This is a genomic window from Candidatus Devosia phytovorans (assembly GCA_029202405.1).
Classification (GTDB): domain Bacteria; phylum Pseudomonadota; class Alphaproteobacteria; order Rhizobiales; family Devosiaceae; genus Devosia; species Devosia phytovorans.
Genome location: CP119312.1, coordinates 3,666,999 through 3,680,130 on the forward strand (window position 1 = coordinate 3,666,999; position 13,132 = coordinate 3,680,130).

The 13,132-nt window shown below is 63.2% G+C and carries 13 protein-coding genes; 8 read left to right on the plus strand and 5 right to left on the minus strand.

The features are described 5' to 3' along the window. Positions 1 to 53: 53 nt before the first annotated feature. Positions 54 to 470 carry a DUF2793 domain-containing protein gene (locus P0Y65_17895; protein ID WEK04035.1) on the plus strand — a complete coding sequence of 139 codons (417 nt, stop codon included), beginning with the start codon at positions 54 to 56 and terminating at the stop codon, positions 468 to 470. On the opposite strand, the gene P0Y65_17900 is transcribed toward P0Y65_17895, so the two are convergent. Beyond that, positions 460 to 1,047: a helix-turn-helix domain containing protein gene (locus tag P0Y65_17900; GenBank protein WEK04036.1), complete on the minus strand. Its 588-nt coding sequence runs from the start codon at positions 1,045 to 1,047 to the stop codon at positions 460 to 462. The two genes, P0Y65_17895 and P0Y65_17900, sit on opposite strands and share 11 nt — an antisense overlap. A gap of 80 nt (positions 1,048 to 1,127) precedes the next feature. Between P0Y65_17900 and P0Y65_17905 the strand changes: the two genes are divergently transcribed. Next, positions 1,128 to 1,508, plus strand: coding sequence for a VOC family protein (locus tag P0Y65_17905; GenBank protein ID WEK04037.1), 381 nt, complete (start codon positions 1,128 to 1,130; stop codon positions 1,506 to 1,508). 64 nt (positions 1,509 to 1,572) lie between these two features. Beyond that, on the plus strand, positions 1,573 to 2,697 hold the full coding sequence (locus tag P0Y65_17910; GenBank protein ID WEK04038.1) for a Gfo/Idh/MocA family oxidoreductase: 1,125 nt from the start codon (positions 1,573 to 1,575) through the stop codon (positions 2,695 to 2,697). Here P0Y65_17910 and P0Y65_17915 read toward each other — a convergent pair whose 3' ends face one another. Next, positions 2,698 to 3,306 carry a hypothetical protein gene (locus P0Y65_17915; protein WEK04039.1) on the minus strand — a complete coding sequence of 203 codons (609 nt, stop codon included), beginning with the start codon at positions 3,304 to 3,306 and terminating at the stop codon, positions 2,698 to 2,700. A 112-nt stretch (positions 3,307 to 3,418) separates the two neighbouring features. Between P0Y65_17915 and P0Y65_17920 the strand changes: the two genes are divergently transcribed. From P0Y65_17920 to P0Y65_17930, 3 genes are all read left to right on the plus strand, one after another. Continuing rightward, positions 3,419 to 3,877 (plus strand): Rrf2 family transcriptional regulator, encoded by a 459-nt coding sequence (locus P0Y65_17920; protein WEK04040.1) that lies wholly within the window; start codon positions 3,419 to 3,421, stop codon positions 3,875 to 3,877. Continuing rightward, positions 3,870 to 4,757 carry an NAD(P)/FAD-dependent oxidoreductase gene (locus P0Y65_17925; GenBank protein ID WEK04041.1) on the plus strand — a complete coding sequence of 296 codons (888 nt, stop codon included), beginning with the start codon at positions 3,870 to 3,872 and terminating at the stop codon, positions 4,755 to 4,757. Before P0Y65_17920 ends, P0Y65_17925 begins: the two co-directional genes overlap by 8 nt. Positions 4,758 to 4,829: 72 nt before the next feature. Next, on the plus strand, positions 4,830 to 5,810 hold the full coding sequence (locus P0Y65_17930) for a ferritin family protein (protein WEK04042.1): 981 nt from the start codon (positions 4,830 to 4,832) through the stop codon (positions 5,808 to 5,810). Between the two features lie 172 nt (positions 5,811 to 5,982). Here the strand turns inward: P0Y65_17930 and P0Y65_17935 are convergent, their stop codons facing one another. From P0Y65_17935 to P0Y65_17945, 3 genes are all read right to left on the minus strand, one after another. Continuing rightward, complete coding sequence (locus tag P0Y65_17935; GenBank protein ID WEK04043.1) at positions 5,983 to 7,602, minus strand: GMC family oxidoreductase N-terminal domain-containing protein; 1,620 nt, start codon at positions 7,600 to 7,602, stop codon at positions 5,983 to 5,985. A 21-nt stretch (positions 7,603 to 7,623) separates the two neighbouring features. Further along, positions 7,624 to 8,553 carry a LysR family transcriptional regulator gene (locus tag P0Y65_17940; protein WEK04044.1) on the minus strand — a complete coding sequence of 310 codons (930 nt, stop codon included), beginning with the start codon at positions 8,551 to 8,553 and terminating at the stop codon, positions 7,624 to 7,626. A gap of 75 nt (positions 8,554 to 8,628) precedes the next feature. Continuing rightward, on the minus strand, positions 8,629 to 9,669 hold the full coding sequence (locus P0Y65_17945; protein WEK04045.1) for a rhodanese-related sulfurtransferase: 1,041 nt from the start codon (positions 9,667 to 9,669) through the stop codon (positions 8,629 to 8,631). 61 nt (positions 9,670 to 9,730) lie between these two features. Here P0Y65_17945 and P0Y65_17950 point away from each other — a divergent pair, with 61 nt between their 5' ends. Then, positions 9,731 to 10,768 carry an aldo/keto reductase gene (locus P0Y65_17950; protein ID WEK04046.1) on the plus strand — a complete coding sequence of 346 codons (1,038 nt, stop codon included), beginning with the start codon at positions 9,731 to 9,733 and terminating at the stop codon, positions 10,766 to 10,768. A gap of 153 nt (positions 10,769 to 10,921) precedes the next feature. Beyond that, on the plus strand, positions 10,922 to 13,093 hold the full coding sequence (locus tag P0Y65_17955; protein ID WEK04047.1) for a hypothetical protein: 2,172 nt from the start codon (positions 10,922 to 10,924) through the stop codon (positions 13,091 to 13,093). Positions 13,094 to 13,132: the final 39 nt, after the last annotated feature.

Consider the following 13,132-nt stretch of genomic DNA (forward strand, 5'->3'; position numbering starts at 1 on the left):
GTTTTCCCCGCCCTGCGGGGCGGGCGCATAATCCATGGCAAAGGAGATTTGCCATGGATCAGACCAGCCGCCTCGCCCTGCCCTTCATCATGCCGAGCCAGGCGCAGAAACACATCACCCACAACGAGGCCATCCAGGCGCTGGATGCGCTGGTGCAGCCGGTCGTTTCCAGCCGTACCATGGTTTCACCACCCAGCCTGCCCCTCGAAGGGGAGGCCCATGTCGTGCCCATGGGCGCGACGGGTCTGTGGGCCGGGCATGGGGACGAGATCGCCGCCTGGCAATCGGGCGCGTGGAGCTTTTTCGATCCCGCGCCGGGCTGGCAGGTTTTCTGTCGCGCCGACCGTACGCAATATGTGTTCGACAGCGCCGGCTGGGTACCGCTGGCGGGCGTTGGCCTGCTGGCAGCCCTGATGGCGGCCGTGCAGGACCTGTCGGAGCGCGTGGAGGCGCTGGAGCCTATGCCTTGAGGCCGCGGATCAGCGCCTTGATGGATTTGCGATAGTCGCCCAGTTCGTCCGGCGCGGCAAGGGCGGCACGATCGAACAGGGCGCTGAACAGGCTGGCCAGCGCCTCGACCGGCAGCTTGCGCAGGACGCCCGCTTCCATGGCGTCGCGCAGCCCGCAGATCAGCGTGTCCTTGCCGTGGCGAGCGTCGATGGCGTCCACCGCGGCTCGGCCCAGCACGGCAGGCGCATCGACCAGCATGATCTGGCGCCTGCCGGGGTCCTGCATGGCATCGAGAAAAGCGTCGCAGCCGGCGAGCAGCGCCTTGATCGGCCCCGGCTCGTCGTACTGGCCAGCGGCGGCATTGATGCGCATGGCAACCAGGGCGTGTTCCTCTTCGAGCACGGCGGCGAACAGCGCGGTCTTGTCGGCATAGTGGTGATAGAGCGCGCCACGGGTCACACCGGCGGCGGCGACGATTTCCGGCGTGGAGGTGGCGGCGAAGCCCTTTTCCGCAAAGAGCTTGCGTGCTGCAGCAATGAGAACCCGCTGCGTCTGCTCCCGGCGCTCAGTCTGGGTCCGCCTGACATCCACTTGCATACATCCTGTCTGTATGTTACTTCATTTTACATACAGGCAGATTGTATTCTTCTATCACACAATGGCAAGGAGTTTGTCGAATGCGCACAGAAAGCCTTTATCCGTTGATCCAGGTCGAAGATGTCGAGAGCACCGCGCGCTTCTACGAGACGCATCTGGGCATGGCGCGGATCTTTTCGAGCGACTGGTATGTGCAGTTGCGCGCCACGGCCGATCATCCCTTCGAAATCGCGCTGATCCGCTATGATCATGACTCTATCCCCACGCAGGGGCAGGTGCTGACCAAGGGCATGGTCCTCAGCTTTTATGTGGCCGATGTCGATGCCGAACATGCGCGCTTCCAGGTCGACGGCGTGCCGGTGGTGCAGGCATTGCGCAGCGAAGTCTTTGGCCAGCGCCATTTCATCGCCGCGGATCCCAATGGCCTGCTGCTCGATATCATCACGTCGATCGAGGGCTGACCCCTAGAATTCACGAAAACTCCCCGCTAGGCTGAGTTACGTAAGTCAGGGAGGATTTTACGCGATGACGTCCAAGCGCCTCGGTGTCGGCCTGATCGGCACCGGCAATATTTCGTCGGCCTATCTCAAGGCTATTCTCGGCAAGGACGGTCTGCCCGGTTTTCCGGTGCTCGACATCAAGGGCCTGGCCGATATGCGGCCGGAGGCGGCTGCGGCGCGGGCGGATGAATTCGGGCTTCAGTCCATGAGCCTCGATGAAATGCTGGCGAGCCCGGATATCGCGCTGGTCATCAACCTCACCATCCCGCGCGCCCATGTCGAGGTTGGCCTCAAGGCGCTGGCGGCCGGCATGCATGTCTATTCGGAAAAGCCGCTGGGCATTTCCTTTGCCGAGGGCAAGGTGCTGCTCGAAGCCGCCAACGCGGCGGGCCTGCGCATCGGTTCGGCGCCCGATACATTCCTTGGCGGTGCGCATCAGCAGGCGCGGGCCGTGGTGGATAGCGGCGCGCTTGGCCCGATCATTGGCGGCACCGCCTTCATGCAGGTGCCGGGTCACGAGGCCTGGCATCCCGATCCGGCCTTTTATTACGATATTGGCGGCGGGCCGGTGCTCGACATGGGGCCCTATTATATCACCGATCTGGTCAACCTGCTCGGCCCGGTCGACCGGGTTTCAGCCATGGCGTCGCGCCTGCGGCTGCAGCGCCCTGTGCTGTCCGAGCCCAGGCAGGGCCAGATCATGGAGGTCAAGGTCGATACCCATGTCACCGGTTCGCTGGGTTTTGCCAATGGCGCCATTGTCCAGGTGGCAATGAGCTTTGACGTAGCCGGTCACCGGCATGTGCCGCTCGAGCTCTATGGCACCGAGGCGAGCCTCATCGTGCCCGATCCAAATCTGTTTGGCGGCGATGTTGAGTTCAAGAAACGCGGCCGCGAAGAGGCCTGGACGCCGGTGACGGTGACCCAGCCCTATGCCGACGGCAATTATCGCTCGCTGGGCGCGGCCGACATGGCGCAGGGCATTCTCGACAATCGCCCGCACCGCGCCAATGGCGATCTGGCGCTGCATGTGCTGGAGGTGATGGAAGCGTTCGAGACGGCATCACGCGAGGGCCGGACCGTCGAGATCAAGACGCCGGTGACCCGCCCGGAGCCACTGGCGACATCGCTTCGGGATGGTCGGATCTAGCTACCAGCGCAGGCTGAGGCTGGCCGCGTCTTCCGCGTTGAAATAAAGGCTCACTTCCACATCGGAAGTGGGCTCGTGCACGCCATCGACATATTGGCGCTGCAGTAGGGTGATGGTCTCGCTGTCCGTGTCGGCGCCGAGGTATAGATAGTCGAAACAGTCGTCGGCCTCGTTCAGCGGCACGACGCGATTGGCGTAGATTTCCTGCTTGAGGTCGTGCAGGTCGCGGCCGCTGATCACACTGTCATCGTCGCGGCGCTCTGCCCAGACGGTCGGCACCCAGTCATAGCCGCTCTGGCAGATCCTGTTTCCCTCGAAGACCGCAATGTCGGTAAAGCCGACATTGCGCTCGGCATCCCAGGCATTGTTGATCTCGAAGACCGCGCCCTCCTCATCGACGTCGAAATAGACGTCGGTCCAGGCGCAGGTCTGGTCCTCATATGCGTAGCACCATTTCGCCGCCTCGCGCATCAGCGTGCCGACATCGCGGAAATCCACCAGCTTGCCGGACTTGTATTTGCCGATGGCAGCATCGACCGACGGCTGGAAAGCATGGGCGCCAGTGGCGCTGACCAGGGTGAAAGCGATCGCGGCAAGCCATGGTTTCATCAGCGGAATCTCCCGTTTTCCTGACTTGGACAATAGCCACGCGACCATGTCAGGAAAAGGACGAAGCCGGATCAGGGTTGACAGACCGGCTTAATGTAACAATCATAGTTACATGAAACGCTCCAGCCGCCTCTCGCTCGCGCTCCATGCCCTGGTCCATCTGCACAAGCAGCCGGACGAGGCCATGACCTCCGCCACGCTCGCCACCTGCCTGATGACCAATCCGGTCGTGGTGCGGCGCGTCCTGGGTGAATTGCGCGAGGCCGGCATTGTTGCCTCGACCAAGGGGCATGACGGCGGCTGGCGCCTGTTGCGCCCGGGCAGGGAGATTTCCCTGCGCCACGTCTATGCCGCCATGGGCGAGAGCCTCCTCATCCGCACGGAAAGCGATCCGGGCGACATCCAATGCGGCATCGTCCGTACCGTCAATTCCGTCATGGGCGAGTTTTTGGCCGATGCTGAGGCGCTGCTGGCGGCCCGGCTCGAGCGCGTCTCGCTCGACGACCTCGCCCGCCAGGCGACGCCAAATCCCCTTCATCCCCATCACCATGGAGAACAGTCACATGGATGACGTCATCATCATCGGCGGCAGCTTTGCCGGTCTCGCCGGCGCATTGCAGCTGGTGCGCGCCCGCCGCAAGGTCACCATTCTGGATACCGGCCTCAACCGCAACCGCTTTGCCGGCCATTCGCATGGCGTGCTTGGCCACGACCACAAGTCGCCGGCTGACATCCTCGGCGATGCGCGCCAGCAGTTGACGCGCTATCCCACGCTCACGACCATCAATGCGCGCGCCGAGACGATCAGCGGTGCGGCCGATGATTTTTCCGTCACGCTGGACGATGGCCGGGTGCTGAAGGGGCGGCGGATCCTGCTTGCCTATGGCGTCACCGACCAGATGCCCGACATTGCCGGCTTTGCCGAGTGCTGGGGCAAGTCCATCGTCTCCTGTCCCTATTGCGACGGTTTCGAAGTGGCCGGGAAACATTGGGGCCTGCTTTATGGCGGTCCGCATAGCCTGCATGCCACCCAGCTGTTCGCCGACTGGACCGACCAGATCACCGTCTTTGCCAACGGGCATGACATTCCCACTGACGAACGCGCCAGCATCGCGCGGCGCGGTTTCAGCATTGTCGACGGGAAAGTGTCCGGCATCGCTCACGATAGCGGCAAGATCGGCGCCGTACAGACAGAGGATGCGGAAACGCCCGTCGATGTGCTCTTTGCCCATCCCAACTATCGTCCGTCGTCCAGCCTGCATGAGGCGCTGGACATTGTCATGGACCACAATGCCATCGGTTCGACGATCAAGGTCGATGACATGCGGCAGACTTCGGTGGCGGGAATTTTTGCTGCCGGCGACCTGATGAACCCCATGGCCAGCGTGACCTTCGCCATGGCCAGCGGCGCGTTTGCAGCGGTTTGCGCGCAGCGCAGCATGCTGGTCTGACACCCGGCCACTTGCACGTAGATTAGAATGGTTCTAAGCATTGTTTAGAACCATTCTAATTCTGAGTGTGCCATGCTCTCCTTCCTCACCGACAACCGTCGCGCCTTTGCCAGCCTGTCCGAACGCGAGATCCTGTCGTTGGCCATCGCCGCGGAAGAGGAGGACGGCCACATCTATTCCGAGTTTGCGACGCGTCTTTCTGACGGCTATCCCGGGTCGGCGGCGCTGTTCGAAGGCATGGCGGCCGAGGAAGACGAACACCGTCGGCGCCTGCTCGACCTTTACGTTGCCCGCTTCGGCACGCGGCTGGTGCCGATCCGCCGCGAACATGTGAAGGGTTTCATCCATCGCAAGCCGATCTGGCTGATGAAGACGCTGAGCCTCGACACCGTGCGCCAGCAGGTCTGGGAAATGGAAGAGGGCGCCTATCGCTTCTATATGGAAGCGGCCAAGCAGGTGACGGACGCCGGAATTCGGAAACTGCTCGGCGATCTGGCCATGCAGGAGCGCAGGCATGCCGACGCCGCCGACCGGATCGACGCCTCGGTGCTGGGCGTCCAGGGCCGCGACAGCGAGACCCATGAATCGCATCGCCAGTTCGTCCTGACCTATGTCCAGCCGGGTCTCGCCGGGCTGATGGATGGCTCGGTCTCGACCCTCGCCCCGGTGTTTGCCGCCGCCTTCGCCACTGGCGATACGCACCAGACCTTCCTGGTCGGCCTTGCCGCCGCCATTGGCGCGGGCATTTCCATGGGTTTTACCGAAGCGGCCTCCGACGATGGCAAGCTCACCGGCCGTGGCTCCCCCATCAAGCGCGGCCTCGCCGCCGGCATCATGACCGCCGTGGGTGGCCTCGGCCACGCCCTGCCCTATCTGATCCATGACTTCGCCCTGGCCACGACGGTTGCCATTGTCGTGGTGTTGATCGAACTCTGGGCCATCGCCTTTATCCAGAACCGCTACATGCAAACGCCCTTCTGGCGCGCCGTGATGCAGGTTGTGCTGGGCGGTTCACTGGTCTTTGCGGCAGGAATTTTGATCGGGAATGCCTAGCTCGAAAAGCGCCCCACCCACGGTGTCACCCCGGCCTTGAGCCGGGGCCCATCCCGAGGTCCATCCACGGCCGCAAGGTCGATCGTTCTGACACCTTGCGGCAGAACCGAAATCTCCAGATGGGTCCCGGCTCAAGGCCGGGATGACATCGAGTTTGGGGTTATCGCCCGCCTTACTGGTAGCTTTGTCCGATCAAGCTGGCTGCCTTGCTGCCGATGGCCATGGCGGGGGCATTGGTGTTGCCTGAAACGATCTGGGGCATGATCGAGCAGTCGATCACCCTCAACCCATCCACGCCGCGCACCTTGAGATCGGGACCGACCACGGCCGTGGGATCGCTGTCCAGCCCCATGCGCAGCGTGCCGACGGGGTGGTAGTTGGTCTTGACCGTCTGGCCACAGTAGCTTTCCAGCTTGGCCGGATCGCTCATCACCGCAGCACCGGGCAGCAGCTCGTCAGCAATGCGGGACTTGAAGGGCTCGGTGTCGAGCAGCTTTCGTGCGGTTTCGAGCGCCTTCATGGTCAGGCGCAAATCGTCAGGCTCCCCGAAGAAATTGCAATCGACCAAGGGCTGATCGTCAGGATTGGCCGAGCGGAGCTTGACCGAGCCGCGTGCCTTGGGTCGCAGCAGGCAAGAGGTGAAGGTCACGCCCCAGGTGGGTTTGGCGGCGCTGACGTCGCGGTCGAGATAGACGATGGGCGCGCAATAGAGCTGGATGGTCGGCCGGTCGCCGCCATCGGGATCAAAGAACAGGCAGGATTCGATGCCCGTGGTGGTCACCGGGCCCGAGTTGAACAGCAGATATTGCAGCCCGTTGCGGAGCATGTTCCACCCCTTGTCCTGGCCGAAATAGCCAGATGGGGCCTTGGTCGTGGCGATGACCGGGACTTCGTGGTGATCCTGCAGATTCTGCCCGACGCCGGCGATATCGGCAACGACGTCGAGACCATGCTCGCGCAGGTGCGCGGCCGGGCCGATGCCGCTCAACAGCATCAGCTTGGCGCTGTTATAGGTGCCGGCGGCCACCAGCACTTCGCGCCCGGCATGGGCGACATGGCGCGTGCCGTCCTTGCGATAGGCGACGCCGATAGCCTTGCCGTTTTCGACAATGATCCGATCGACCTGGGCGCCGGTGACAATAGTCAGGCGCCTGTCATCCGAAAGGTCATCAAGAAAAGCCTTCTTGGCGTCGGAGCGCTCCTTGTAGCGGCCCCATTGGCCATAGGTGTGCTGCATGATGCCGACGCCATTCTGCCTGACACCGTTGAAATCCGGGTTATAGGCGTGACCGAGCCCCTGCGCCGCCTGGAGGAAATGCTCCGTCGTCGGGGAGAGGTGGCCGGGATCGGAAATGCGCAGCTTGCCACCGATGCCGTGATAGCGGTCGTTGAAGCGGGCATTGGCTTCAATGCCGGTGAAATGGGGCAGCATGTCCTCGTAGGACCAGTCGGTGCTATTGCCCATGCCGGCGGCCCAGCCATCGTAATCTTCGGCCTGGCCGCGCATATAGACCATGGCGTTGACGGCGCTGCCGCCACCGAGGGCCCGACCCACTGGCACGATGGGCGCACGGCCGCCGAGCTGGGGCTGCGGCACGGTCTTGTGCATTTCGAGGAACGTGTCCTGCGCCAGATATTTCATATAGCCGGCAGGCATGGCCATGACGCGATTGGTTTTGGCCGGGCCGCGCTCGAGCAGCAGCACCGAAAAGCCGAAGTCGCGCACCAGGCGCATGGCTGCAACGGATGCGGCAGAGCCACCTCCGGCAATCACGAAATCATAGTCGGCCATGAAAGTCCTCCATTGAGGAGCTTAGGCAGCGCCGGCCAGGGCTTCCAGCCGGTTATCGAGGATTTCGCCCACTTTTGCGCATTCGCGCGCAATTTCGCTGGCAAAATGGGCCAGCATGTCGCGCTCAAGCGCCGCGGTCGTACGCACGACCATGGCCGTGTCGCGATGCAATGGCTCGAAGTCCATGGGTGCGATTTCCACCAGCCGGCCGGCCGCGACGTCCTCGGCCACCGCGGAATGGACGAAAAATCCCAGGCCCTCGCCCTTGATGGCCAGCCGGCGCGCCGGGCCGGTGGGCAATTCGACGCTGGTCTTGGCGAGGCGCACCAGAGCGGCCGCGGTTTCAGGCTCGGCCTGCCACCAGCGCAGCGAGATGACGCGGGGTACCAGGGCCAGCACTTCCTCGATGCTCGGCTGGGCGGAGAGCTTTGACGCAACCTCGGGCGCCACGACCAGCGGCACGCGTTCGCGCATCACCACCAGCGGCACGAGATCGACCACCAGCGGATCGATATTGGGCCAGCACAGGATTCCCATTTCCACATCGCGCTCATGCAGCATGGCAGCGATATGGCTCTGGCGGCCCTCGTTGACCACGACGTCGACGCCCGGATATTTTTCCTGGAAGCGCAGCAGCGGCTCGGTGATCAGCGGGCTGACCAGGCTGCGCAGCGAGGCGATGGCGATGCGGCCGCGCTCGACCCGGCGCAGCGCCTCGCGTCCCTCCTGCGCCGTGCCGATGATGCGGCGGGCAAAGGGCAAGAAGGTCATGCCCTGGTCGGTCAGCGTCACGGTGCGGCCGCGCTGGAACAGCGTCACGCCGAGCAGGGTTTCGAGGGCGCGGATGCGCATCGAGGCCGTGGCCTGGGTGATATGCAGATGCGCCGCGGCCCGGGTGAAACTCTGCTCCCTCACAATGCGGTCAAAGGTGCGAAGCTGATCGAGATCCATTGGAAAGACTTATGGAAGAGAGGGAATAGTCCGGCTCCGCAGATCTAGCATTGGCGCGGGTGATGGGAAAGCGGGTCAACCGGCCTTGTTGCGCTCCCGCGACGCTTCGGCCAATGCCTTCTTGGCGGCCTTGCGTTCGGCTGCCACGCTGGCCGCCGCGTCGCCCATATGGGCAGTGCCCTGCTTGCGCGCCAGGTCCATCTGCTTTTGTCGTTCGGCGGCAGCCTGGTGTTTTGCCACGTCACCGGCGCAATGCGGGCAGGAGACGCCTTCGACATAGTCCTGGTGCGCGCGGTCGTCGGCGGTCAGCGGATGACGGCAGGCGCGGCAAAGGGTGGCGTCGCCTTCAACCAGCCCGTGACCGACCGAGACGCGATCGTCGAAGACGAAACATTCGCCGGCAAAGCGGCTATCTTCCTGCGGCACCACTTCGAGATATTTCAAGATCCCGCCGCGCAGGTGGAAGACCTCTTCAAAACCCTGGCTCAGCAGGTAGGACGAGGCCTTTTCGCAGCGGATACCGCCGGTGCAGAACATGGCGACCTTCCTGTCGCGCGCGGGATCGAGGTTTTGGGCGACATAGTCCTTGAACTCGGTGAAGCTCTTGGTCGCCGGGTCCAGGGCACGCTGGAAGGTGCCGAGGCCCACTTCATAGTCGTTGCGCGTATCGAGCAGCACCACATCATTGCGCTCGATCAGCCCGTTCCAGTGCTCCGCCTCGACATAGGTGCCGACGAGCTTGCTGGGATTGGCCTCGGGGGCGCGGAGGGTGACGATCTCGGGCTTGAGGCGGACCTTCATGCGCAGGAAGGGCATGTCCGTTGCGGTCGAATATTTGACTTCAGCGCCTTCGAGCCGGCCGGCGAAGAGGTCGCCCGAAAACAGAAAATCTGCCAGTGCGTCGATGGCCTCGACCGTGCCGGCGACTGTGCCATTGATGCCCTCGGGCGCCAGGATCAGCGTGCCCTTGATGTCGCGTGCGCAGCAGAATTTTGCCAGCAGCGGCTGGATCGCCTCGGCATCGGGCAGGTCGGCAAATTTATAGATGGCCATCACCTTGTATGGTTGATGGCTCTGGGGCAGATTGGCGTTCATATCGCGTGGCCGTTGGTTCATCGGCTCGCTCATACCACCCTGGGCCCCATGGGCCAAATCGAGAAATCATTGGGAGAGACAGATGACCTATCGGGCCGATACGGCACGCTATGACGACATGCAATATCGCCGCTCGGGCAAGTCGGGGCTCAAACTGCCGGTGATCAGCCTCGGGCTCTGGCAGAATTTCGGCGGCACGCGCGACTATCCGTCGGCCATGGAAATCCTCGGCCATGCCTTCGATCAGGGCGTGACCCATTTCGACCTCGCCAATAACTACGGTCCGCCAGCCGGTTCGTCGGAAGAGCTGTTCGGCCAGGTGATGAAGCGCGATTTCCGCCCCTATCGCGACGAGCTGATCATTTCCACCAAGGCCGGCTATACGATGTGGCCCGGTCCCTATGGCGATTTCGGCAGCCGCAAGTATCTGCTGGCCTCGCTTGACCAGTCGCTGACCCGCATGGGGCTCGACTATGTCGATATCTTCTATTCCCACCGCTATGACCCCGAGACGCCGCTCGAGGAAACCATGGGCGCGCTGGCTCATGCCGTGCGCAGCGGCAAGGCGCTCTATGTCGGGATTTCCTCCTATCCGGAAAAGGAAACCCGCGAAGCCCATCGCATCCTCAAGGAGATGGGCGTCGCCACCACCATCCACCAGCCGAGCTATTCGATGATCAATCGCTGGATCGAGGATGACCACACGATCGATGCCTGTGGCGAGCTGGGCATCGGCATGATCGCCTTTTCGCCGCTGGCGCAGGGCGTGCTCTCGGGCAAATACAATAGCGGCGGGACCGAAGGCACCCGGGGCGGCAATCCCAATGGCACGCTGCGCGCCAGCCATGTCGAGCCGCGCGTGCTGGCCGCAGTCGACAAACTGGCCGAGATCGCCAGATCGCGCGGCCAATCCATGGTGCAACTGGCGCTGAGCTGGGTGCTGCGTCGGCCGGAAATGACCTCGGCGCTGATCGGCGTGCGCAATCTCGACCAGCTCAAGGATAATCTGGGCGTGCTCAACAATCTCGAACTGAGTGCGGAAGAAATCGCGGCAATCGATGAAGCCACCAAAGACGGCCAGATGGAATTGCATCCCCGCCCAAGTGGCTGGCTGCGCTGATCTATCAACAAAACGCGGGCTACGTAGTCTTACGTATCTTGCATTTACTTGAAATGGGAATCGTAAAGGCGCGTTAACTGCGCCCAATTCTGTGTTGGCACCGCAATTTACGCGCAGCGTTGGCTCCTCATCTGAATTCCAAGGAGTGGAACAATGCGTACCAACAGCTATATTTCGGCAGCGGCTCTCACCGCCGCCCTCCTCTCCGGTCCCCAGCTTGCGCAGGCACAGGGACTGGGGCTCGGCCTGAGCCTGGGCGGGGACAATGGCGTCAATGTCGACGTCGGTGTCGGCACGGGTGATGGCCTGGGCGTCGATGCCGGGGTAAGCGTCGGTGGCGACGATGGCCTCAATGTCGATGCCGGTGCAAATGTGGGCGGCAGCCAGGGCGGCATTGGCGTCAATGCGGGCCTGAGCTCGGGCGATCGCGGCTCGGATGACAACCTGGTCGATGTGGGGATCGGCACGGCCAACCACGACAGCAGCGGAAGCCTGGTCGATGTCAATCTGGGCAGCGGCCAGCAGGGCCCGCATGGCGGCACGGTGATCAACCTGGGCGGCGGCACTGGCGGACAGACTACCGCCAGCGTCAATGCCAATGCCGGCACCACCGGGACCGGTTCCGGCACCAGCCTGCTCAATGGCGGGGTGCGGATCGGTGGGCTCGGCGCCGGGGCGCGTAATGACGCCCTGCTCGGGCTGATCGACAGCCCGAACTTGGCCAATATCGACCTCGATGTGGCCGTGGATGACCGTCGCGTCTCCATCATCAGCGCGGCCGACCTGCTCGGTCAGGACGAGTTGCTCGATCTCGAGGCCCATCTCGACCTCGGCGGCGAGGGCCGTGGCGAATTGCTCGATGCGCTGACCAACAGCAATGTGCTGGGCTCGATCTTGGGCAATGAGGGCATCGACCTCTCCGATGTGCTGGCGATTCAGGTTGCCGAGAATGGTGCAACGGAAGTCATCGTGCTTGATGACACGGTGCGCGTGGCCCTTCTGGGCGACAATGGCGATCTAGCCGATGTGACGGTTGGTGATCTCGCCAATCTCGATATCGACCTGCTCTCCGATGAAGAACTGGCCGCGATCAATCTCGATCTCCTGCCCGAAGAGCTGCGCGCTGCGGTGGAACTGCGTCTGCTCAGCCTTGATGGTGAGGGCACGGGCGTGGATCTGGCCGATCTCAGCGCTGGCGAACTGGCCGATCTCGACATCGACCTGCTGACCGACGAACAGCTGGCCCAGATCAATCTCGATCTGCTGCCCGACGATCTGCGCACGGCAGTCGAAATCCGCCTGCTCGGCGATGATGGCGAAGGCAGCGGCCTGGACCTTGCCGATCTCAGCGCTGGTGGACTAGCCGATCTCGACATCGACCTTCTGACAGACGAACAGCTGGCCCAGATCAATCTCGACCTGCTGCCCGACGATCTGCGCACGGCGGTCGAAATCCGCCTGCTGGGCGATGATGGCAACCTGGCCGATCTGACCGTGGAAGAACTGGCAAATCTTGATATCGACCTGCTGTCGGACGAGGAACTGGCCGAGATCAATCTCGACCTGCTGCCGCCCGAATTGCAGACGGCGGTGCAAATCCGACTGCTTGGTGACGATGGCACGATTGCCGATCTCGGCATTGGCGACCTGGCCGAGGTGAATATCGCGCTGCTTGGCGATGATGACGGCGACATGGGCACCGAAAGCATTCCCGGCGACGGTGGCGACGACGATGGTACCGGCGGTGGAAACACGGGCGGTGGGGATACCGGCGGTGGTAATACGGGCGGCAACAACGGTGGTGGCAACACCGGCGGCGGTGACGACGACGGCGGCACCGATAATGGTGGTAACACCGGCGGCGGCAACAATGGCGGTGGCGGCGATAACGGCGGCAACACCGATACTGGCAATACCGGCGGCAATGGCTCCAATGGAGGTGATGATACCGGCACGGTTCCGGTCATCAATCCCGGCGTGGACGACACGGTCGTCGGGGCGATCAACGGCCTGCCGGCCACTGCGGTTGGCGCCAGCTTTGACATTGCGGTGCTCGATTGCAGCGTCGGTGTCCTGGCGCTGGCCCAGGGTCTTGAAGCCAGCCCCTCGACCATCGCTTCCGCCGATAGCCTGGAACTGGTTCGCATCGAAGGCTGCCAGCGCAGCCTGGTCGATCCTGGCGTGGCCGGTATCCATGCCGCCATCGAGGACAACCCGGCCCTTGCCGATGTGCTGGATGACGCGCAGATCCCGCTCGACCAGGTGATCGGCGCCACCATCCAGGGTGGCACGCTGACGCTCTTCATCGAGCCCGTCGTGATCTGATATCTTCTAAGGCTCGACCGGTTCTGCCGGCCGGGCCTT

Coding starts and splice junctions, on each gene's coding strand:
- P0Y65_17905 (WEK04037.1), top strand. CDS start 1,128: ATGCGCACAGAAAGCCTTTATCCGTTGATCCAGGTCGAAGATGTCGAG.
- P0Y65_17955 (WEK04047.1), top strand. CDS start 10,922: ATGCGTACCAACAGCTATATTTCGGCAGCGGCTCTCACCGCCGCCCTC.
- P0Y65_17940 (WEK04044.1), bottom strand. CDS start 8,553: ATGGATCTCGATCAGCTTCGCACCTTTGACCGCATTGTGAGGGAGCAG.
- P0Y65_17915 (WEK04039.1), bottom strand. CDS start 3,306: ATGAAACCATGGCTTGCCGCGATCGCTTTCACCCTGGTCAGCGCCACT.
- P0Y65_17945 (WEK04045.1), bottom strand. CDS start 9,669: ATGAACCAACGGCCACGCGATATGAACGCCAATCTGCCCCAGAGCCAT.
- P0Y65_17910 (WEK04038.1), top strand. CDS start 1,573: ATGACGTCCAAGCGCCTCGGTGTCGGCCTGATCGGCACCGGCAATATT.
- P0Y65_17920 (WEK04040.1), top strand. CDS start 3,419: ATGAAACGCTCCAGCCGCCTCTCGCTCGCGCTCCATGCCCTGGTCCAT.
- P0Y65_17950 (WEK04046.1), top strand. CDS start 9,731: ATGACCTATCGGGCCGATACGGCACGCTATGACGACATGCAATATCGC.
- P0Y65_17900 (WEK04036.1), bottom strand. CDS start 1,047: ATGCAAGTGGATGTCAGGCGGACCCAGACTGAGCGCCGGGAGCAGACG.
- P0Y65_17895 (WEK04035.1), top strand. CDS start 54: ATGGATCAGACCAGCCGCCTCGCCCTGCCCTTCATCATGCCGAGCCAG.
- P0Y65_17930 (WEK04042.1), top strand. CDS start 4,830: ATGCTCTCCTTCCTCACCGACAACCGTCGCGCCTTTGCCAGCCTGTCC.
- P0Y65_17935 (WEK04043.1), bottom strand. CDS start 7,602: ATGGCCGACTATGATTTCGTGATTGCCGGAGGTGGCTCTGCCGCATCC.
- P0Y65_17925 (WEK04041.1), top strand. CDS start 3,870: ATGGATGACGTCATCATCATCGGCGGCAGCTTTGCCGGTCTCGCCGGC.